This is a genomic window from Streptomyces tyrfis (genome assembly GCF_037034285.1).
Classification (GTDB): Bacteria; Actinomycetota; Actinomycetes; order Streptomycetales; family Streptomycetaceae; genus Streptomyces.
In genome coordinates this window covers 300,407-321,346 of sequence record NZ_JBAGJZ010000001.1, presented here as the reverse complement: position 1 = coordinate 321,346, position 20,940 = coordinate 300,407, and the positions used below count along the sequence as shown (strand labels likewise).

General features: G+C 74.0%; 18 protein-coding genes and 1 pseudogene. 10 read left to right on the top strand and 9 right to left on the bottom strand.

Annotated elements, in window-relative coordinates; translation table 11 throughout:
• The first annotated feature begins 313 nt into the window (after positions 1-313).
• The 6 genes from WA762_RS01395 to WA762_RS01370 all read left to right on the top strand — a co-directional run bounded on the left by WA762_RS01395 (position 314) and on the right by WA762_RS01370 (position 5,990).
• The gene (locus WA762_RS01395) at positions 314-1,156 is read left to right on the top strand and encodes a class I SAM-dependent methyltransferase (RefSeq protein ID WP_335932051.1); all 843 of its coding nucleotides are present in this window, start codon (positions 314-316) and stop codon (positions 1,154-1,156) included.
• Complete coding sequence (locus tag WA762_RS01390) at positions 1,153-2,238, top strand: prenyltransferase (protein WP_335932049.1); 1,086 nt, start codon at positions 1,153-1,155, stop codon at positions 2,236-2,238. The genes WA762_RS01395 and WA762_RS01390 overlap by 4 nt, the downstream gene beginning before the upstream one ends.
• A gap of 325 nt (positions 2,239-2,563) precedes the next feature.
• Complete coding sequence (locus WA762_RS01385) at positions 2,564-3,109, top strand: hypothetical protein (protein WP_335932047.1); 546 nt, start codon at positions 2,564-2,566, stop codon at positions 3,107-3,109.
• 100 nt (positions 3,110-3,209) lie between these two features.
• On the top strand, positions 3,210-3,986 hold the full coding sequence (locus WA762_RS01380) for a maleylpyruvate isomerase family mycothiol-dependent enzyme (RefSeq protein ID WP_335932045.1): 777 nt from the start codon (positions 3,210-3,212) through the stop codon (positions 3,984-3,986).
• 209 nt (positions 3,987-4,195) lie between these two features.
• Positions 4,196-5,284 carry a PHP domain-containing protein gene (locus WA762_RS01375; protein WP_335932043.1) on the top strand — a complete coding sequence of 363 codons (1,089 nt, stop codon included), beginning with the start codon at positions 4,196-4,198 and terminating at the stop codon, positions 5,282-5,284.
• A 4-nt stretch (positions 5,285-5,288) separates the two neighbouring features.
• Positions 5,289-5,990, top strand: coding sequence for a VOC family protein (locus WA762_RS01370; RefSeq protein ID WP_443080487.1), 702 nt, complete (start codon positions 5,289-5,291; stop codon positions 5,988-5,990).
• Here WA762_RS01370 and WA762_RS01365 read toward each other — a convergent pair.
• The 4 genes from WA762_RS01365 to WA762_RS01350 all read right to left on the bottom strand — a co-directional run bounded on the left by WA762_RS01365 (position 5,983) and on the right by WA762_RS01350 (position 9,859).
• Positions 5,983-6,990: an LLM class F420-dependent oxidoreductase gene (locus WA762_RS01365; protein WP_335932041.1), complete on the bottom strand. Its 1,008-nt coding sequence runs from the start codon at positions 6,988-6,990 to the stop codon at positions 5,983-5,985. The genes WA762_RS01370 and WA762_RS01365 overlap by 8 nt on opposite strands.
• A 115-nt stretch (positions 6,991-7,105) precedes the next feature.
• On the bottom strand, positions 7,106-7,969 hold the full coding sequence (locus WA762_RS01360; RefSeq protein WP_335932039.1) for a hypothetical protein: 864 nt from the start codon (positions 7,967-7,969) through the stop codon (positions 7,106-7,108).
• Positions 7,970-8,152: 183 nt separating this feature from the next.
• Positions 8,153-9,085, bottom strand: coding sequence for an N-acetylmuramoyl-L-alanine amidase (locus WA762_RS01355; protein ID WP_335932037.1), 933 nt, complete (start codon positions 9,083-9,085; stop codon positions 8,153-8,155).
• Between the two features lie 186 nt (positions 9,086-9,271).
• Positions 9,272-9,859, bottom strand: coding sequence for a class I SAM-dependent methyltransferase (locus WA762_RS01350; RefSeq protein WP_335932285.1), 588 nt, complete (start codon positions 9,857-9,859; stop codon positions 9,272-9,274).
• 366 nt (positions 9,860-10,225) lie between these two features.
• Here WA762_RS01350 and WA762_RS01345 point away from each other — a divergent pair, with 366 nt between their 5' ends.
• On the top strand, positions 10,226-11,341 hold the full coding sequence (locus WA762_RS01345; RefSeq protein WP_335932035.1) for a DUF4037 domain-containing protein: 1,116 nt from the start codon (positions 10,226-10,228) through the stop codon (positions 11,339-11,341).
• Positions 11,342-11,426: 85 nt separating this feature from the next.
• On the opposite strand, the pseudogene WA762_RS01340 reads toward WA762_RS01345, so the two are convergent.
• The 4 genes and pseudogenes from WA762_RS01340 to WA762_RS01325 form a co-directional block, all read right to left on the bottom strand.
• A pseudogene (locus tag WA762_RS01340) lies at positions 11,427-11,621 on the bottom strand (PIN domain-containing protein); the annotation flags it as partial.
• A 130-nt stretch (positions 11,622-11,751) separates the two neighbouring features.
• On the bottom strand, positions 11,752-13,107 hold the full coding sequence (locus WA762_RS01335; RefSeq protein ID WP_443080486.1) for a M20/M25/M40 family metallo-hydrolase: 1,356 nt from the start codon (positions 13,105-13,107) through the stop codon (positions 11,752-11,754).
• Positions 13,104-14,528, bottom strand: coding sequence for a cytosine permease (locus tag WA762_RS01330; RefSeq protein WP_335932033.1), 1,425 nt, complete (start codon positions 14,526-14,528; stop codon positions 13,104-13,106). Before WA762_RS01330 ends, WA762_RS01335 begins: the two co-directional genes overlap by 4 nt.
• On the bottom strand, positions 14,528-15,481 hold the full coding sequence (locus tag WA762_RS01325) for a DUF1177 domain-containing protein (RefSeq protein ID WP_335932031.1): 954 nt from the start codon (positions 15,479-15,481) through the stop codon (positions 14,528-14,530). The genes WA762_RS01330 and WA762_RS01325 overlap by 1 nt, the downstream gene beginning before the upstream one ends.
• A gap of 176 nt (positions 15,482-15,657) precedes the next feature.
• Between WA762_RS01325 and WA762_RS01320 the strand changes: the two genes are divergently transcribed.
• Positions 15,658-16,485, top strand: coding sequence for an IclR family transcriptional regulator (locus WA762_RS01320; RefSeq protein WP_335932029.1), 828 nt, complete (start codon positions 15,658-15,660; stop codon positions 16,483-16,485).
• Positions 16,486-16,599: 114 nt separating this feature from the next.
• A complete protein-coding gene (gene pepE / locus WA762_RS01315) occupies positions 16,600-17,328 on the top strand; it encodes a dipeptidase PepE (protein ID WP_335932028.1) in 729 nt (242 codons plus the stop codon).
• Positions 17,329-17,456: 128 nt separating this feature from the next.
• On the opposite strand, the gene WA762_RS01310 is transcribed toward pepE, so the two are convergent.
• Complete coding sequence (locus tag WA762_RS01310) at positions 17,457-19,292, bottom strand: MFS transporter (protein WP_335932026.1); 1,836 nt, start codon at positions 19,290-19,292, stop codon at positions 17,457-17,459.
• A gap of 652 nt (positions 19,293-19,944) precedes the next feature.
• Here WA762_RS01310 and WA762_RS01305 point away from each other — a divergent pair.
• On the top strand, positions 19,945-20,790 hold the full coding sequence (locus WA762_RS01305) for a methyltransferase domain-containing protein (protein ID WP_335932025.1): 846 nt from the start codon (positions 19,945-19,947) through the stop codon (positions 20,788-20,790).
• Positions 20,791-20,940 lie beyond the last annotated feature (150 nt).

The following is a 20,940-nucleotide window of genomic DNA, read 5'->3' as shown; positions in this document are numbered from 1 at the left end:
CCCGGCCGCCCGCGGCCGTCCCCGCCCCGCGCCCCCTGCCTCGTAGGCCCTGTCTTCAAACTGCCGTCTGCCGTGTGACGCCTGGCACTTCCCCGAGCTCTCGGCTTCGCTCGAGCAGGGGAGACCCCATTGCTCGCGGCGTTGTCGGAGTCGTCCTCGTACGTCCAGTAAGAGGACGATCCTCCGCCTTGCGATCGCACGCACCAGACGCCGCACGACCCGGCCTCCGGCCGAACGACGGCACTTTGAAGACAGGGCCTGGCCCCGCCCACTGATCCACGCCGATCCCCACCGACCGCGAAAGCAGGCACCCGTGCTGACCGTGGACTTCACCCGCTTCCCGCTCGCCGCAGGCGACCGAGTGCTCGATCTGGGCTGCGGCGCCGGACGCCACGCCTTCGAGTGCTACCGGCGCGGCGCCCGGGTCGTGGCCCTCGACCGCAACGGCGAGGAGATCCGCGAGGTCGCGAAGTGGTTCGCCGCGATGAAGGAGGCCGGGGAGGCTCCCGAGGGCGCCACCGCCACCGCCATGGAGGGCGACGCCCTCAACCTGCCGTTCCCCGACGAGTCCTTCGACGTCGTGATCATCTCCGAGGTCATGGAGCACATCCCCGATGACAAGGGGGTGCTCGCCGAGATGGTGCGGGTCCTCAAGCCCGGCGGCCGGATCGCCGTCACCGTCCCGCGCTACGGCCCCGAGAAGGTCTGCTGGGCGCTCTCCGACGCCTATCACGAGGTCGAGGGCGGTCACATCCGCATCTACAAGGCCGACGAACTGCTCGCCAGGATGCGCGGCGCCGGCCTCAAGCCGTACGGCACCCACCACGCCCACGCCCTGCACGCGCCGTACTGGTGGCTCAAGTGCGCGTTCGGCGTCGACAACGACAAGGCGCTCCCGGTCCGCGCGTACCACAAGCTGCTGGTCTGGGACATCATGAAGAAGCCGGCCCTCACCCGGGTCACCGAGCAACTGCTCAACCCGGTGGTCGGCAAGAGCTTCGTGGCGTACGCGACCAAGCCGCACCTGCCCCCGGCCGGGGACGTCGCCGGCGCCGGTTCCGACGCCGCGGTCGGCGCCTTCGGTTCCGCCGACTCCGCCGACTCCGCCGGTTCCGCCGGGTTCGTCGCCGAGGATCTGCCCAGGGCCGAGGCGTGACGACTCCCGAGCAGACCGAGCACCTCGTCCTGCCCGGGGTCCTCACCGCCGAGCAGGCGGCCGAGACCGTCTCCGCCCTCCTCGCCGTGCAGCGCGAGGACGGCGCGCTGCCCTGGTTCCGGGGCCACCACCTCGACCCGTGGGACCACGTGGAGGCCGCCATGGCCCTCGACGCCGCGGGCGAGCACGCCGCCGCGGCACGCGCGTACGACTGGCTGGCCCGGCACCAGAACGGCGACGGCTCCTGGTACGCCGCCTACCACGACGGCGACCCGGAGCGGCCCACCGACCGCGGTCTGGAGACCAACTTCTGCGCGTACGCGGCCGTCGGCGTCTGGCACCACTACCTGGCCACCGGCGACGACGCCTTCGTGGACCGGATGTGGCCCACCGTCTACGCCGCCGTCGAGTTCGTGCTGCGCCTCCAGCAGCCCGGCGGCCAGATCGGCTGGAAGCGCGAGGCCGACGGAACCCCCGTCCACGACGCGCTGCTGACCGGCTGCTCCTCCATCCACCAGGCGCTGCGCTGCGCCCTGGCCCTCGCCGAGCGGCGCGAGGAACCGCAGCCCGACTGGGAGCTGGCGGCCGGGGCGCTGGGCCACGCGATCCGCGCGCACCCGGAGCGCTTCCTCGACAAGAGCCGCTACTCGATGGACTGGTACTACCCGGTCCTCGGCGGCGCGGTCACCGGGGCGGCGGCCGGGGAGCGGATCGCGGAGGGCTGGGACCGCTTCGTCGTCCCCGGTCTCGGGGTGCGCTGCGTGCTGCCCAACCCGTGGGTGACCGGCGGCGAGAGCTGCGAACTCGCCCTGGCGCTCTGGGTGATGGGGGAGTCGGACCGTGCGCTGGAGATCCTCCAGTCCATCGGACACCTGCGCGCCGAGGGCGGCCTGTACTGGACGGGGTACGTCTTCGAGGGCAACCGGGCGTTCTGGCCGCGGGAACTCACCACCTGGACCGCCGGTTCCCTGCTGCTCGCGGTCGCCGCGCTCGGCGGCGACGAGGCCACCACCGCCGTGTTCGGCGGCGAACGGCTGCCGCACGGCCTGGAGTCCGGCTGCTGCCGGGCGCCTTCGGCCTGAGGCCCGTCCCGACGCGCGCGACGCGCGGTCCGCCGGCGTCGGTGAACTCTCACCGAGGCACGCGACGACGTCGTCCGCGGCGGTCACAACCTCGACGGAGTGCGGCCCGGCGGACCGACCGGGCCGCCCCCCTTCCCGTCGTCGCGGCACCGCCCGAGGGCCCGGAACGCCGGGCGTTTCCGGGGACCGGACAGCCCGGGTGGCGCACCACCCCCGACCGGGTCAGCCTGGGAACGAGCGCGCCGAGGCGCGCTCACCATGGCGACCGTCGCCAAGGGCCGGGCCAGGGAGGTCTGCCGTGTTCAGTTGCGCCACGACCGGTCGCGTGCCGGCGCACCGCCTGCTCCTGTCGCTGTTGCTGTCCTGCGCCGTGCTGGCGGGGATCACCGGCTGCGGCGGTGGCGGCTCCACGAGCACGAACGGCACCGAGTCACCGGGCGAATCGCCCACGACGCAGGCCCGGAGACAGAAGCTCGCCAAGACGCGGTTCGTGGCCAACGCGGGGCTGGCGGCCGGTGCGACGTACCAGTGGATCGTGAAGCCCTACCGCGCGGGCAAGTTCAAGAAGGGCGCGGACGGGCGCACCTCGGCCCTGGTCAAGGCCGGGCTGGCGGGCGGATTCGCGTACAACCGGCTGAAGGCCGCCACGGCCAACGCCAAGGGCGACCCGCTGCTGTCCAAGGCCGTCGCGCCGCTGACGTCGGGCATCGACTCGCTCAAGGGGCTCGGCGAGAAGCTCCGCAGGGGCCAGGCGAGCGAGAGCGACGTCGGCGCCTTCGAGAACGTGATCAACAACATCAAGGGCGCGGGCCACAGCGCCGGAGTCGACGTCAAGGACAAGGTGCCCAGCACCTCCCAGCTCGGCGGATGACGCGGTGGGCCGGGAGCCCCGCCAACCCGGGGCGCCGCTCCGCCGCCCTTCCCGGGGCCGTCCCGCCGTGAAGGGCGGGGCGGCCCCGTAGGCTCCTGGCATGGGATCACTTCCGCATGACCTCTACTGCGACGAAATCATCGGCCGTACCGATGCGTTGAGGACCGTGCTGCGCGGCGCGGACCTCGGGGCGACGGTGCCGACCTGCCCCGACTGGACCCTTCGCGACCTCGCCGGGCACGTCGGCGGGGCCCACCGCTGGGTCGGCGAGATCCTCCGTACCCGGGCCACCGAGGCGGTCCCGCTCGAAGACGTACCGGACTCCCGGCCGGACGGCGACGACCCCGCCGTGCTCGACGCCTGGCTGGCGGAGGGCGCGGCGAAGACCGCCGAGGCGCTGCGGGAGGCGGGACCGGGCCAGGAGATGTGGTCCTGGGCGTGGGAGCCGAGCAGCGGCTTCTGGGCGCGCCGCATGGCGCACGAGACCATCGTCCACCAGGCGGACGCCGCCCTCGCGGTGCGGGCCGGGTACGAGGTGGCCCCGGAGCTCGCCGCCGACACCATCGACGAGTGGCTGGAGATCGTCGCCTTCGTGCGCGCCGTGCGCGGCGCGGAGGCCCCGGAGCTGATCGGGCCCGGGCGCTCCCTCCACCTGCACGCCACGGACGTCCCGGACGCCGAGTGGCTGATCGAGCACGGCGAGGACGGCTTCGCCTGGCGGCACGCCCACGCGAAGGCGTCCGTGGCACTGCGCGGCCCGCTCACCGACCTGATGCTGGTCTTCAACCGGCGGCTCCCCGCCGACGGCGGCCGGGTCGAGGTGCTGGGGGACGCCGAGGTGCTGGACGCCTGGCTGGCAGGCACCACCTTCGGCTGAGCCCCGGCGCCCCGCCACACGCCCCGCCCCCGCCCGCAAGCCCCGGCGCCCGGGCGCGGGGCGTGCGCGGGGATGCGCACGGGGCACGGCTCCGGCTCCGCCCGTCGCTGTGCGGGCGGAGCCGTGCTGGGCCAAGCTGGAAGGGACAAGCCGGTGGCGCCGGGCGTCGCCCGCGCCGCCGTGCCCCGGCGGCCCCTGGGGAGGTGCCGATGGAGCCCGCGCGCGCCCTGAAACGGATCGCCTTCCTGCTCGAACGCGACAGCGCCGACACCTACCGCGTGCAGGCGTTCCGCACCGCCGCGGGCGTGGTGGAGGGCATGGCGGACGGCGAGGTCGCACGGCGCGCCGAGGACGGCTCGCTGGAGTCGGTCCGGGGCATCGGACCCAGGACCGCCGAAGTGATCCGGGAGGCGGTGGCCGGGAAGGAGCCCGGCTATCTGGCACGGCTGGAGAAGAAGGCCGCCGCCGCGCCCCGCCCCGACGCCGGGGCGGCCCTGCTCGCGCTCCAGCGCGGCGACTGCCATCTGCACTCGGACTGGTCGGACGGCGGCAGCCCGATCGAGGAGATGGGCCGCGCGGCCGCGGAACTGGGCCGTGAATGGGCCGTCCTCACCGACCACTCGCCCCGGCTGACCGTGGCCAACGGGCTCTCCCTGCAGCGGCTGCGCCGGCAACTGGACGAGATCGCCGAGCTCAACGCCCGGTGGGCGCCGTTCCGCCTGCTCACCGGCATCGAGTGCGACATCCTCCCCGACGGCTCCCTCGACCAGGACGAGGACCTGCTGGAGAAGCTGGACGTGGTGGTGGTCTCCGTCCACTCCCAGCTGCGGATGGACGCCGCGCCGATGACCGGGCGCCTGGTCGCCGCCGTCCGCCACCCGAGGGCGAACGTCCTCGGCCACTGCACCGGGCGGCTCCTCACCGGCCGCGGCCGCCCCGAGTCGCGGTTCGACGCGGACCGGGTCTTCGCCGCCTGCGCGGAGGCGGGAACGGCCGTCGAGATCAACAGCAGGCCCGAACGGCTCGACCCGCCCCGGCGGCTGCTGCGCCGCGCGGTCGACGCGGGCGTCCTGTTCGCCGTCGACACCGACGCGCACGCCCCCGGGCAGCTGGACTGGCAGATCAACGGCTGCGCCCGCGCCGAGGAGTGCGGCGTCCCGGCGGAGCGCGTCGTCACCACCTGGCCGGCCGGGGAACTGCTGGCCTGGTCGCGCGACGGCGCCCTCCCGGAACGGATCGGGGCCGGGAGCCACGGGACGGGCGGCGCGGTCCGCGCGGCGCCGGGACAGGAACGGTGAAGCCATGACGGCCACGAGCGTGCGAGGCATCGACCACATCGGGGTCACGGTCCCCGACCTGGAGACCGCCACCCTCTTCCTCACCAGGGCGTTCGGCGCCGTGGTGCTCTACGACACCCTGCGCCGCCACGACGGGCCGCGGGGCGGCCCGGACGTCGAGCGGCGGCTCGGCGTCCCTGCGGGCACCCAGCAGCTGGCGATCCGGATGCTGGCCCTCCCCGGCGAGGGCCCGGCCGTCGAGGGGCCGGGCATCGAGCTGTTCGAGTTCCAGGGCCCGCGCCGCGAACCCCCGGTGCTGCCCTGCGACTTCGGCTGGCAGCATGTGGCGCTCTACGCCGACGACCTGGACGCGGCGGTACGGGACTGCGTGGCCGCCGGCGCGACCCTGCTCGCCGGACCCCGGCCGCTGCCCGGCCCCGAGGCGGGGGAGCGCAACCGGTTCGCGTACCTGCGCACCCCCTGGGGCAGCACCCTGGAACTCCTGACCTACCCCGACCCGCAGCCGTGGGAGCGGGCCGCCACCCGGCACCGCGCCCGGCCCGCACCGGCCGCCGCCCGGCCCCCGGCCGCGACGACCGACGCCGCCGAGTCCTGGCCGACCGACCCGGACCGGCCGGGCCCCGCGCGCTCCCCGGCCCGGGTCCCGGCCGCGGCCGCCGCCGGTCCCTGGCCCGCCGACCCCGACCGCCCGGCGTCCCTCAGCTGAGCTCCGCGAGCACCCGCAGCGTGTGCGGGTCCGGGGCCGTCACCAGCAGATCGGTCACCGGGCCCCGGCGCCACGACTCCAGCCGTTCCGCGATGCGCCGACGCGGCCCCACCAGCGAGATCTCGTCGGCGAACGCATCCGGCACGGCCATCACCGCCTCCTCCTTGCGCCCTTCGAGGAACAGGCGCTGGATCCGCCGCGCCTCCTCCTCGAACCCCATCCGCGCCATCAGATCGGCGTGGAAGTTGCGGGCGGCGTGCCCCATCCCGCCGATGTAGAAGCCGAGCATCGCCTTCACCGGCAACAGCCCCTCGGCCACGTCGTCGCAGACCCGCGCCCGGGCCATCGGCGCGATCATGAATCCCTCGGGCAGGCCGGTGAGCGAGGCCTCGTACACCTCGGTGCGCAGCGGCGACCAGTACAACGGCAGCCAGCCGTCCGCGATCCGTGTGGTCTGCGCGATGTTCTTCGGCCCCTCCGCCCCCAGCAGCACGGGCAGTTCGGACCGGAGCGGATGGGTGATGGACTTCAGCGGCTTGCCCAGCCCGGTCGCGCCCGGCCCGGCGTACGGGTGGGAGTGGAACCGCCCGTCCAGCTCGACGGGCGCCTCGCGGCGCAGGACCTGCCGGACGACGTCGACGTACTCCCGGGTCGCGGTCAACGGGCTGCTGGGGAACGGCCGTCCGTACCAGCCCTCCACCACCTGCGGGCCGGAAAGACCCAGCCCCAGCATCATCCGGCCGCCGGAGAGGTGGTCGAGGGTGAGCGCCTGCATGGCGGTCGCGGTCGGGGTGCGCGCCGCCATCTGCGCGATGCCGGTGCCCAGCCGGATCCGGGAGGTGTGCGCGGCGATCCAGGCCAGCGGGGTGAACGCGTCGGAACCCCACGCCTCCGCCGTCCACACCGACGCGTAGCCCAGCCGCTCGGCCTCCCGGACGAGCTCCAGTTGGGCGGGGTCCGGGCCGCGGCCCCAGTAGCCGAGCGCGAGTCCGAGCCGCATGCCGCCGCCTCCCTCATTCTTCTGACGCTACGTCAGATGTCTGACGCAGGAGGGAGGGTACGGCAGCGGCCCCCCACCCGGAAGGGTGAGGGGCCGCTGTTCGACGCCGGGCGGCTCAGCCGCGCTGGATGCCGGTGGTGTCCTGGAGCACGCCGCGCCGGCCGTCCTGGGTCTGGGCGACGAGCGCCGAACCGCGCTGCTCGACCGCGAGGTACCAGGTGCCGGGCGCGAGTTCGGCGATCGGCGACGGCGAACCGTCCTCGCCGTACAGCGGACGCGTCACCGGCACCGCGAACCAGAACGGCGCGAAGTCCGCCGCCGGGCCCGGCTGACCGGCCTGCGACGGACCGGCCTGCGACGGACCGGGCTGCGGGCCGGCCGCCTGACCGGTCTGCGCCTGGCCGCCCTGCGGCTGCTGCGCCCCGTACGGCTGCTGCTGACCCGGCTGCGCGCCGTACGGCTGCTGCTGGCCGCCCGGGTAGCCGTAGCCCTGGCCGGCCTGCGGCTGGCCGCCGTACGGCGACTGCACGGGCTGCGGGGCCGGGCTCGGGGCGCCCATCAGCGGCGCGCGCAGCGCGGGGATCAGCGGGGTGCCGACCGTGCCGAAGGCGAGCAGGACAGCGCCCAGCAGACCGAGGATCAGACCGGCGCCCGCGTTGGTGGCGTCGATCATCGTCCAGAACGCCGTCCACAGGACGAAGACGCTGAACGCGGCGCCGAACTGCCCGAGTTCGAAGCCGAGGACCTTGCGGCTCGGCATCGTGCGGCCCACCACCACGAGCGCCGCCGCGATGATGCCGCCGAGGAAGACGCTCATCAGCAGCGAGAGCGAGTCCCAGGCATTGGGCGCCGAGTAACTGGAGCAGTTCAGGCCCGCCGGGCACTGAAATCCGCTGAGGTGGAGGAAAGAGGCGATGAACAGCACCACCGCTGCTCCGATCACCACTCCGTCGCCTCTAGTGAGGGAGCGCATATTCACGTGAAGGTCCTTCGTCGATCGTCTCGTCGGGGTGGTCGCCGTCGCCACCGGCGGGCGGTCACGGCGCGAAGCTCTGCGCGGCTCCCCATCGTACGGATGAATCTATCGTCTGCCCGGCCGGGTTGCGGCCCGGCTCGGAACCGGAACGGACATCCCCCGGTTCCGTCGCGGGACGTCCTCTTGTTACCCCTCCAGATAGCCGCTGATGCCGTCGGCGATGCCCTGCGCCGCCTTCTGGCGCCAACTCGCGCTGGTGAGAAGGGCGGCGTCCTTCGGGTCACGCATATTGCCGCATTCGATGAACACTTTGGGCACGGTCGACAGATTCAGTCCGCCCAGGTCCTTGCGGACGTCCAGTCCGGTATGGCCGCCGATGTAATTGGAGGGCGCGCTTCCGGTGTCGCGGAGAAAGAGTCCCGCGATGCGGGCGCCGAGTTCGCGGGACGGCTCGACGATCTTCGAGGTGTCCGCCCTCCCGGCGCGCACCGGCCCGGGCAGGATCACATGGAAGCCGCGGTTCCCGACCGCGGACCCGTCCGCGTGCACCGACACCACCGCGTCGGCCTTCGCGTCGTTGCCGATCCGGGCCCGCTCGTCGACGCACGGCCCGTACGGGCGGTCGCCGTCGTGCGTCAGCACCACCTTCGCGCCCCGCGCCCGCAGGAGGTCGCGCACCCGATGCGACACGTCCAGGGTGAACCGGGCCTCCGGGTAACCGTCGTCGGTGGACGTCCCGGTGGTGTCGCACTCCTTGCGCCCGGTGCCGATGTCCACCTGACGGTTGATCTCGCCGGCGTGCAGACGGTTGTCGGGATTGTGCCCGGGGTCGATGACCACCGTCTTCCCGGACAGCGGCCCGGAGGCCGGTCGGTCCGCGGGCGCGTCGGACGTCCCGGCCGGGGTCTTCTCCGGCCTCCTGGCGTCCTCCGTGGCCGGGGCGGTCGGCGCGGCGGAGGCTCCGTCGCCGCCCGGCCCGGGCTCGGCCCGCTGCCCGGGGACACCGCCGCCGCCCTCCGCGCCGCAACCGGCGGCGGTCAGGCACACGGCTGCGAGCGCGACGGCGGCGAGCAGGGGCCGGCGGCGCGGTGTGGGGGGAACGCTCTCGTCGTACGGCACCACGCGATGCTATCGGGGCGCCCCGCGCCGACGGCCCCGCCGGTCCGTGCCGCGCCCGCCGACGTCCGTGCCGTGCCACCCCACCGCGCGGCGGCCCCGGCCGACGGTCCCGTCGGGCGGTCCCGGCCGGTGCCGCGCCCGGCGGTACCGGCCGGCCCGAGCCGGTTCACACCGGCCGGCCCCGGTTCAGATCCCCGGCCCGGTGCGCCGCAGCACCCGCAGCGAGCCGGTGACCGACACCTCGGTGAACGCGCCGGAGGCCAGTGCCCGCTGATGGATCCGGTACGGGGCCTGCCCGCCGTCCGCCGGGTCGGGGAACACGTCGTGGATCACCAGCAGCCCGCCCGCGGCGACATGCGGCGCCCAGCCCTCGTAGTCGCCGTTCGCGTGCTCGTCGGTGTGCCCGCCGTCGATGAAGACGAGGCCCAGCTCCCGGCCCCAGACCGCGGCGACCTGCGGGGACCGTCCGACCATGGCCACGACGTGGTCCTCCAGCCCCGCCGTGTGCAGGGTCCGGCGGAACGTCGGCAGCGTGTCCATCCGCCCCACCTCCGGGTCCACGACGTCCGGGTCGTGGTACTCCCAGCCCGGCTGCTGCTCCTCGCTGCCCCGGTGGTGATCGACGGTCAGCGCCGTCACCCCGGCCGCCCGCGCGGCGTCGGCGAGCAGGAGGGTGGAGCGACCGCAGTACGTCCCGACTTCGAGGACCGGCAGTCCCAGCGCGGCCCCCGCCACGGCGGCCCGGTACAGCGCCAGCCCCTCGTCCACGGGCATGAAGCCCTTGGCGGCCCGGAAGGCGGCGAGAACCTCCGGCGACGGCTCGGTGACCTGCGGCGACGGCTCGGCGGCGGACTCGGCGGTCACGGGTTCCTCCAGATGGGGACGGTTCTGCGGGTGCGCTTTCGACGGCGCCCCATCGTGCCGTACGCCCCGGGCGGCGACGCGGGCGGGGGCGGGCCGGCGGCGGGCCGGCGGCGGACTCGCCGCCCGGACGGCGCCGACGGCTCCCCGTGTGCCATGTCTGCGGGCGAACGACCCGGCGGGGGCGGGCCGGCCTTCCCGCGCGCATGGGAGTGTTCGCCTGCCGGCGGCGCGGAATTCCCCTCGACTCGCACGCGCGGGTCCGGCACTCTGCCCGACATGACGACACCCGCTTTCCTTCCCGGCCTGGAGCTCTGCCGCCGCTTCCACGACGAAGCGGTACGGCCCGTACTCGAGGAGGCGGTTCCCGGGCTGGTGTACTCGGCCGCCCGGATCGGCAGCGGTTCGGAGGTCCTCGGATTCGACACGGCCCGCTCGGCGGACCACGACTGGGGGCCCCGCGTCCAGATCTTTCTGAGCCCCCGGGACGTCGCCCGCCACGGCGCACGGATCGGCGTCCTGCTCTCCGAGCGCCTGCCGAAGACCGTCTGCGGCTACCCGACGCACTTCGCCGCCACCGGCGAGGCGGGCATCGAGGCGGGCATCGGGGTCATGCGGGCGACCGACGGGCCCGTCCGCCACCGGGTCGAGATCACCGACCCGGCGACCTGGTTCACCGCGCGACTCGGCTTCGACCCGGGCGAGGGCGTCACCCCGGAGGACTGGCTGGCCGTCCCCACCCAGCGCCTCGCCGAGGTCACCGCCGGCGCCGTCTTCCACGACGGGCTCGGGCGGCTCGCCCCGGCCCGGGCCGCTCTCGACTGGTACCCCCACGACCTCTGGCTCCACCTGCTGGCCTGCCAGTGGCAGCGGATCTCCCAGGAGGAAGCCTTCGTCGGCCGCTGCGGCGAAGTGGGCGACGAACTCGGCTCCGCCGTCGTCGCCGCGCGGCTGGTGCGCGATCTGATGCGGCTGTGCCTGCTGATGGACCGCCGCTACCCGCCGTACGGCAAATGGCTCGGCTCCGCCTTCGCCCATACGCCCGAAGCGGGCGCCCTCACCCCGCACCTCACCGCCGCCCTCGCCGCCACCGACTGGCGCACCCGCGAAGCGCACCTCTGCCATGCCTACGAGGCGGTCGCCGCCCTGCACAACGGTCTCGCCCTCACCGACCCGGTCGACCCGGCCACGCGGCCGTACCACAGCCGCCCGTTCCGGGTGCTGCACGCCGAACGCTTCACCGCTGCGCTGCGCCTCCGCATCACGGACCCGGCCGTGCGCGCCCTGCCGGTGTCCGGGGCCGTCGACCAGTTCGTCGACAGCACCGAGGTACTCGGCCGGCCGGGCCCGGCCCGCGCCGTCACCCGGGCCGCACTCGACGTCCCGGGACCGTGAACCCGTACAGGGGCGAGCCCGAGAACGAGGACCGGGGCCGAAGGCGGAAGTGATACGGGCCGAGACCGAGAGGCGCCGGGAGCCATCGGTCGTGGAGCCCCCGTGGCCCTGTGACGGGGACGACCGTGGGGAGGCCGTCCAGCCCCTTGAAGTCATCCGGATTCGTGGTGACGAGCGGAAGCTGCTCGGCGACGGCGATGGACGCGATCATCAAGTCGGCCACCCGCCGCCGGGGTTTGCGGCCGGAGCCGATGACGGCGGCGCAGATCCTGCCGCTGACAGCGCCGCGTGCTACGCCGTGCCACCGGGTGCCACCGCGTGTGCGTACGCCCCCGCCGGACGGGGGTCCGGCGGGGGCGTACGAGGGGTGAGCCCGGGTCGGGCCGTCCGGCGGGGCCGGGACGCGGTGGTCAGCAGCTCTGCCAGAGTCGGGTCATGACGCGGACGCCGAAGCGCAGGCCCTCCAGGGGCACGCGTTCGTCCACGCCGTGGAAGAGGCGGCCGTAGTCCAGGTCGTGCGGGAGCTTGAGGCCCTTGAAGCCGAAGCAGCGGATGCCGAGGCGGGTGAACGCCTTGGCGTCGGTGCCGCCCGGGTTGCAGTACGGGACGGGGTGGCCGTCCGGGTCCTCGGCGCGCACCGCCGCGCACATGGCGTCGACCAGCGGGCCGTCGAACGTCGTCTCCATCGCGATGTCGTGGTTGACCCACTCGCGGGTGACCGACGGCAGGATCAGCCGGTCGACGGTGTCGATCAGCTCCTGCTCGTGGCCGGGCAGGAAGCGGCCGTCCACCCGGGCGGTCGCCTTTCCGGGGATGACGTTGGTCTGGTAACCCGCGTCGAACATGGTGGGGTTCGCGGAGTTGCGGAGCACCACCTGCATGAAGTCGGAGACCGGGCCCAGGCGTTCGAGGCTGCCCTCGATGTCGTTCTCGTCGAACTCGACCCCGTAGAGGCGGGCGGCCTCTTCGAGGAGGGCGCGGACCGGCTCGATCAGGCGGATCGGGAAGGTCTCCCGGCCGATGCGGGCCAGCGACTCCGCGAGGTCGGTGACCGCGTTCTCGTCGTTGGGGGACGAGCCGTGGCCGGCCCGGCCGGTGGCGGTGAGCTCCATCCAGGCCATGCCGCGCTGGGCGTTCTCGATCGGGTAGAGGCGGCGGGTGTCGTCGATCGCGAAGGAGAAGCCGCCGCCCTCGCCGATCGCCTCGGTGACCCCGGCGAACAGGTCCGGGCGGTGCTCGACCAGCCAGTGGGCGCCGAACTTGCCGCCCGCCTCCTCGTCGGCGAGGAAGGCGAGGACCAGGTCGCGGGAGGGCCGGGCGCCGGTGCGGGCGAAGTGGCGGGCGGTGGCCAGCATGACGGCCACCGTGTCCTTCATGTCGATCGCGCCGCGCCCCCACAGGTAGCCGTCGCGGATCTCGCCGGAGAACGGCGGGACCTGCCACTCGGAGGCGTCGGCCGGCACCACGTCCAGGTGGCCGTGGACCAGCAGGGCGCCGCGTTCCGGGTCGCTGCCCGAGATCCTGGCGATCACGTTGGCGCGGCCCGGGGCCGACTCGACCAGTTCGGACTCGATGCCCGCCTCGGCGAGGCGGCCCGCCACCCAGTCGGCGCAGGCGCGCTCGTCGCTGGTGGGGTTGGAGGTGTCGAACCTGATCAGCTCGGCGCAGAGGGTGATGACCTCGTCCTGGGACAGCTCGGAGGCCGGGACGAGAGGAGTGCCGGGGTCGGGGGTGGTCATGTCGCTCCCTCGGTCGCTGGTGGTCATGCCGCGCTCACCGGGGCGGTGTCACGGGCGGCGGTCGCCTCGTCGTCGTCCAGGGCGGAGGTGCCGTACGGCCTCACCCAGCCCAGCAGGCCGAGGACGCTGTACAGGACGAAGGCGGTGGCGAGCGAGTTCAGGGCCGGGATGCCGCCCTCGTAGAACTTGCCGACGCAGAACGCCGCGATCCAGATGGCGAGGGACATCGGCACCCAGGTCGGGGAGGACTTCGGCAGGGTCTCGGCGTCCCGGGTGTCGTCCAGCGGCTTGCGCATCCGCTTCACCACCCAGTACTCGGCGACGATGATGCCGCCGATCGGCGGGATCGCCACACCGAGGACGGAGAGGAAGTCGGTGAAGTGGGTCATGATCCCGACGGCGGACAGGGCCGTGCCCGCGACACCGAGGACGATCGTGATGACGCCGCGGTGCAGCCGCTTGCCGAAGACGACCTGGAAGAAGTTGACGACGCCGAGCGACGAGCCGTACAGGTTCCAGTCGTTGATCTTCGCGGTGGACATCAGGACGACGATCACGCCGAAGGCTCCGGAGGTGGAGAGCACGATGTGCGACACCTCGTTGCTCTTCACCAGGTGGCCGAGGAGCACGCCGGTCATGCCGACGATGTACTCGGAGAGGATCATCGACGCGGCGCTCTGCAGGAAGACGTGCGAGCCCTTGCGGTTGTACCGGGTCATCTCCGGGGCCACGATCGCGCCGGTCATGTAGCCGCCCGCGATGGCGGTGGCGGCGACGGCCAGCGGGATCGTCGCGCCGGGGGCCGGGGAGTCGATCAGGTCGCCGATGGAGTGGTCCTTCAGCGTCGAGACGACCGACCAGGCGACCATCGCGAAGAAGAGCGGGGTCACGATCTTGGCGAAGACGGCCATGTACCGGAAGCCGAAGATCACCAGGGCGGTGATCGCGGCGCCCGCCAGCAGGCACCACATCCAGGCCGGTCCGCCGATCAGCGCCGAGACGCTGTTGCCGAAGATCGTGTTCTGCACGCCGAACCAGCCGACCAGGCTGACCGCGATCACGAAGCTGACCAGCGCGGAGCCGTTGCGGCCGAAGCCGACCCAGCGGGTCAGCATCGGGGTCGCCAGGCCCTCGCGCATCCCGGCCAGGCCGATCGCGAAGATCACGACCTCCAGGATCACCGCGCCCAGCGTGAAGGCGAGGAAGGCGTCCTTGAAGGTCATCCCGACGCCGATGGTGGCGCCGAGGGTGAACTGCGAGATGGAGCCGGACTGGGCCAGCCACTGGAGCAGCATCGACCAGAAGCCGAACCGCTTGTCGCGCGGAACGCGGGTGAGCGAGTAGTCGTCGCTGCCGATGCTCTTCGCCTCGTGCGCGCCGCCCGTCCCGGGGGCGTCGCCGCGTCTCGCCGCGCTGGGCGCGGCACCGGCCTTCGGGGTGGCTGCCATCAGGACTCCTGGGGGGTACGGCCGAGGGTCTGGAGGTGAGCCAGGGACCCGTAGCGGCTGACGAGGTTGTCGAACTCCACCGCGTCGTGGAAGTCCAGGTGGCCGCCGCCGTAGGACTTGGCGACCTCCACGGCGTAGCGGGCGGCGGACGCGATGTCCGTCTCGTGGCTCGCTCCCGTGGCGCAGCCCGGCACCGCGGCCGCCGAGGTGACGGCCAGGCCGACGACCGGGGCGGCCGTGGCGGTGGCGGGCTGAAGAATCGAATTGATGTGGTGTGCACCGTTACCGTACGGGGTGATGTCCTGCGTGGTCACGGGATACGTGACCAACGGCTCACCGGTCACCACGGCCAGCAGTTCGCCCAGCGATTCGCTGACCCGCAGCACCCAGCCCTCCTTGACGGTGGGCGACAGGGCGAGGCCCTTGTGGTTGATGATGCGGTTGCCCTTGGTGGTGTCGATGGAGAGCACGGCCTCCATCTCGTCGGTCACCTCGTGGCGGTTCATGGTCGCGATGTCCACGGGCGAGCCCATGAACGGCACCGGGTCGTGCGGCTCGGTCGGCGCGGCGGGGCAGATGTGGGTGGCGACGACCACGTCGCCGGGCAGCACGTCGCCGCGGCGGCGCATGTCCAGCAGCTTGGCGGCGGTGGCCAGCGCGGCGATCGCCCCGTCGGCGTCGGAGACCATGCCTGTCACCTCGGGCCGGGCGCCGATGCCGCCGAGCCGGCCCACCACGCCCAGCGTGCGGGCGTCGCCGCCGGACGCGCGCCCTCGCGCGCCGGGGATGCGGACCAGTACGAAGTCCGTCGAGCCGCGCTCGCCGGTGACCGTGGTGACCTGGGCGGACGCGCCCTCGGCCCCGCTCACGGAGTCGAGGTACCCGGCGACCGCCTTGCCGTCGACCTGGGGATCGTCCAGGAGGTCGACGATGTCCAGCACGTACTTCAGCATGGGGGGCCTTTCTCACTCATCCGGACACCCGGGACGGCGCGATCCGGGCACCTCCGCCGGCGCCCGAAGGGGGAAGGAGGGCGGGGCAGGGTGCTCAGGCAACATTCGGGATCGGATAGCGTTGAGCGCAACAGTTTCCCGTTATTTGCAATTCACGTCTGAATGGTGAGATGACGATGGCGGACTTCGCTCTCGACCGACGCACCCCCGCCGGGGCGCTGCAGACCGTCGACCGGGCGCTCCTGGTGCTGCTCGCCTTCGAGCGGACCCGGCCCGACTGGGGCGTCACCGAGGTCGCCGAGGAGTTCGGCTGGGACACCTCGGTGGCCCAGCGGCTCCTCGCCACCCTCGCCGGGCGCGGCTTCCTGGTCTCCGACCCGACCACCCGCCGCTACCGCATCGGCCCCGCCGTGCTGCGCCTGGGCCGGCTCTGGGAACGCTCCGGATCGCTGGAGCTGCTGGCCGGACCGGTCCTGGAGGAGCTGTGCCGGGTGACCGGCGACACCGTGCTGTTCTGCCTGCCGGACAGCTTCCACATGCGGTGCGTGGCCGCGGAGGAGGGGGTGGCCGGACCGCTGCGCTACTACCCGCTGGTCGGCGAGCTCTACCCGGCGCACGCCGGCGCGACCAGCAAGTCGTACTACGCGTACCTGCCCGACGAACAGCGCCACCGGCTCTTCCGGGGCCGCCCCATGGCCCGCTTCACCGACCGGACGGTCACCGATCCGGACCGGCTGGAGGAGGAGTTCATCAGGATCCGGTCGCAGGGGTACGCCTGGACGGTCGGGGAGTACGACACCGGCATCGCGACCGTGGCCGTGCCGGTCTTCCTCGGCCGCGAACCGTACGGGAGCCTCAGCCTCGGCGGCGCCGAGGAGCTCTTCCGGGGAGCGCCCGAGGACCGGCTCGACGCCCTGCGCCACGCGGCCCAGCTGCTGGAGAAGCGGCTCACCCAGCCCCCGCAGCGCCCCAGGGCCCGCACCCGGCGGCCGCGTAGCGCCTGACGGGTCCGCGCCACCCGGCGGGCCCGGAAGAAGCGTCCCGAAAGGACGACCGCACCACCCGATGGCCTCGGCAGAGGCCCGACGAGGTTCGAAGAGAACCGGGAGGAACCCCCTGTGAATCTGCTGCTGCTCTCCAACTCCACCCAGTACGGCCGTGGTTACCTGGAACACGCCCTCGACGTCGTCACCGCGTTCCTGCCGGCCGGCGCCCGGCTGGCCTTCGTGCCGTACGCCCTGGCCGACTACACCGCGTACACCGCGCGCGTCCGCGAGGCCCTCGCGCCGTCCGGCGTCGCCGTGCGCGGCGTCCACGAGAACGCCGACCCGGTCGCCGAACTCGCCGCGTCCGACGCCGTGTTCATCGGCGGCGGCAACTCCTTCCGGCTGCTGAGCGCGCTGTACCGGACCGGGCTGCGGGACGCGGTGGCCGAGGCGGTGCGCGACGGGCTTCCGTACATGGGCGCCAGCGCCGGTACGAACATGGCGGCGCCCACCCTGCGCACCACCAACGACATGCCGATCGTGCAGCCGCCGTCCTTCGAGACGCTGGGCCTGGTCCCGTTCCAGATCAATCCGCACTACCTCGACCCGGACCCGGCGAGCACCCACAAGGGCGAGACCCGGGAGGAGCGGCTCACCGAGTTCCTGGAGGAGAACGACGTGCCGGTGCTCGGCCTGCGCGAGGGCTCCTGGCTGCGGGTCGACGGGCGGCAGGCGCGGGTGGACGGCGCCCGGCCCGCCCGGCTGTTCGTCCGCGGCGCGGAGCCGCAGGAGCTTCCCGCCGGGTCGGACGTCTCCCATCTGCTCACGGTGACCCCGCGGTTCGACGCGCCGGTGCGCTGACGGCCGCGGTCGGGCGGCCGGCGGCGGCGGGCGGGCCGCCCCTCCCCTGCGGGCGGGCGGCCCCGGCCGGGCGGAAGGCGCTCGGCCCCCGCGGAACACGCGCCGCCCCGGTGGCCCGCCCGGGCCGGTCAGGCGCCGGGGCCCGCGACCCCCGCATGGCTTCCATGTCCCATGTGGTTCTCCTGCGGGGCCCTGGTCTCCAGCACCAGATCGGCGTCGACCGGGCGCCCGTCGCCCGGGTAGACCGCGGACCGGGCGTGCGGCGCGTACCCGGCGGCCGAGCCGGCCAGGACATAGCCGCCGCCGGACGGGGCGGACAGCGCGTAGCGGCCGTCCTCGTCCGACACGGCGAGACCGGCCTGGAGTCCCCGATGGTCGATCAGCGTGACGTTGGCGCGGGCCACCGGGGCGCCGTCCGCGTCCAGCACCCGCCCCCGGAAGCCGCCCGAACCCGCGACCGCACGGGACGGCACGGGCGTCCGCGCCGGGGCCGTCGCCTCGTCGTCGGCGCTGCTCGCCAGCAGCACCGGCCGTGCGGCGTCGCGCCGCGACGGCAGGAACGCGGCCAGCGCCAGCCCGCCCGCCACCGCGCCCGTCGCGATCAGGAACGAGATCCGGAACCCCTCCATCGAGGGCACCGTCGCCCCGCCGGCCCGTACCGAGGTGTTCGCCAGCACCATGCCGATCACCGCGCTGGACACCGAGGTGCCGATCGAACGCATCAGGGTGTTCAGGCCGTTGGCCGCGCCCGTCTCGGACGGGTCGACGGCGCCGATGATCAGCGCGGGCAGCGAGGAGTACGCGAGCCCGATGCCGGCCCCGATCACCACCGCGATGATCACGGTCTGCCAGGCGGAGCCCATCAGCCCCAGTCCCGCCCCGTAACCGACCGCGATCACCAGCATCCCGGCCATCAGCGACACCTTGGGGCCGCGCCGCGCGGACAGCCGGGCGTACAGCGGGGCCACGAGCATCATCGTCAGGCCCAGCGGCGCCACGCACAGCCCGGCGGCCACCATCGACTGCCCCAGGCCGTATCCGGTGGACGTCGGCAGCTGGAGCAGCTGCGGCAGGACCAGCGAGACGGCGTAGAAGGCGACCCCGACCATGATCGAGGAGAGGTTGGTGAGCAGCACCTCGCGCCGGGCCGTGGTCCGCAGATCGACCAGGGGCGCCGGGCTGCGCAGTTCGAACAGACCCCACAGCACCAGGACCACCAGACCCGCGGCGACCAGACCGAGCGTGGCGCCCGAGGTCCAGCCCCAGTCGCTGCCCTTGGTGACCGGCAGCAGCAGGCAGACCAGGCCGAGCGAGAGACCGAGCGCGCCGACCAGGTCGAACCGCCCGGGAGCGCGCAGCGCGGTCTCCGGTACGACGAGGGCGGTGAGCGCCATCGACAGCACCCCGAGGCCGGCCGCGCCGAAGAACAGAGTGTGCCAGTCGTAGTGCTGGGCGACCAGCGCGGAGGACGGCAGCGCGAGCCCGCCGCCCACCCCGATCGAGGAACTCATCAGAGCCATCGCGGATCCGAGCCGCTCACGGGGGAGTTCGTCGCGCATGATGCCGATGCCGAGCGGGACGGCGCCCATCGCGAAGCCCTGGAGCGCGCGGCCCGCGATCATGACCACGAGGTCGTCGGTGAAGCCGCATATCAGGGAGCCGACCACCATCACGGCGAGGCTGGCGAGCAGCATCTTCCGCTTGCCGTGGAGGTCGCCGAGCCGCCCCATGATCGGGGTGGACACCGCCCCCGCGAGCAGGGTCGCGGTCATGACCCAGGTGGCGTCGGACGGATCCGTGCGCAGCAGGGCGGGCAGGTCCTTGATGACGGGAACGAGCAGGGTCTGCATCACCGCGACGGTGATGCCCGCGAAGGCGAGGACGGGGACGACACCGCCGCCCGCGCCGCGCGTACGCGGATCGGGGAGTTCCTCCGAGTGCTGTCCGTTCGTCGTCTCTGGCATGCGTGCGGCCTCCGGGCGGCGTGATCGAAGGGGTGCGAAGGAGCGAGGAGAAAGGCGTGCGGGCGCGGCGGCGGGGCGACGCCGGCCGCCGCATACGTGCATGCTGCAACCTGCCAGGCGCGCGAGGTATTCCGGTGAACGCCGAACGAACGGTCCGCGGCAGCGTACTTGTCCTGAACTGAGCGGCCGACAGGCGCTGTTCGGCCATACTCCGCCCGTCCGTCACACTGACGGAGCGTCATATTCACTTCCCGGGCCGCGCCGTACGCCCCGCGCCGCGCCGTCGTGCGCGCGGCGCGGGGCGCTTCGGCGAGCGGGGGAGCCGAGGGAGCGGAACCCGGGGCGGGGGAGGGGGACCGGGGCAGGGCGCACGGTGGTTCACGGGGAGCTCCGCCGGAACTCGTAGACTCCCGGCATGGCGTTCAGGAGCGTTCCGCACTACTGCTTCCTCTGAGGGAAGGGTGACGAGGGCGACGCCGCACGGCGTCGCCCTCCTCGGCGTGCCCGCCCTCTGAACCACGTTTCCGGCGAGCCCCTTCGCGCCCGCAGGGTCAGGCGGCCGGACGTCCGGCCCGTCCTTCGGCGGGCGGCGGCTCTCCGCGCGGGGGCGGGCACGGTTCCCTTCCTTCCGCCAAGTCGCCAGGAGTGCCTCGTGCCCGCCCCGCTTCGACCCGCCCTCGAACCCTTCCTCGATCTCCTGCGCTGCCCGACGTGCCGCGCCGGCCTCCGCCCGCGACCCGGCGCGCTGCGCTGTCCGGCGGGCCACACCTTCGACATCGCCCGTCACGGCTACGCCGCCCTGCTGACGGGCGCCCGCGCCACCAGCGGCGACGACGCGGCCATGGTCCGGGCCCGCGACCGGTTCCTGTCCGCCGGTGGGTTCGCACCCGTCCACCGGGCCGTGGTCCGCCTGGCGGCCGACGACGCGCCCGAGCGGGGCACCGTCGTCGACGTCGGATGCGGCACGGGCCACTACCTGGCCGCCGTGCTCGACCGGCTGCCCGGCGCCCGCGGCCTGGGGCTGGACACCTCGGTACGCGCGCTGCGCGCGGCGGCCCGTGTCCACCCCCGGGCCGCCGCGGCGGCGTGGGACGTCTTCCGCCCTCTCCCGCTGGCCGACGGGGCCGTCGACGTCCTGCTGAACGTGTTCGCTCCGCGCGCCCCGTCCGAGTTCCACCGGGTGCTGCGCCCGGCGGGCCGGCTGGTCGTGGTGCGTCCCACCGGGCGGCACCTGGCCGAACTGCGCGCCCGGCTCCCCGGCATGGTCGCGGTCGACCCGGCCAAGGAGTGGCGCCTGCACCGGGCGCTGGACCCGTGCTTCGAGGCCGCCGCCACCGAACGTGTCGAGTACGCCCTTCCGCTGACCGGGGCCGAAGCCCTCGACCTGGTGGGCATGACGCCGAGCGCGCGCCACCTGAACCGCGCGGACCTGGACGGCGGCCTCCTGCCCGGCCGGGTCACCGTCTCCGTACTGGTCACCGCCTACCGGCCGCGGTGACCGGGAGCGGGCGCGCGGTACGACCCGGCCGCGCGCCCCGGCGCCGCACGCCCCCGCCGCGCCGTTGTGCGCGGCGCGGCCTCCCGTGCGCCCGCCCCCGCCCCGCGGCCTCCCGTGCGCCAGCGCCGTCGCACGGCACGCCTCGGCCCA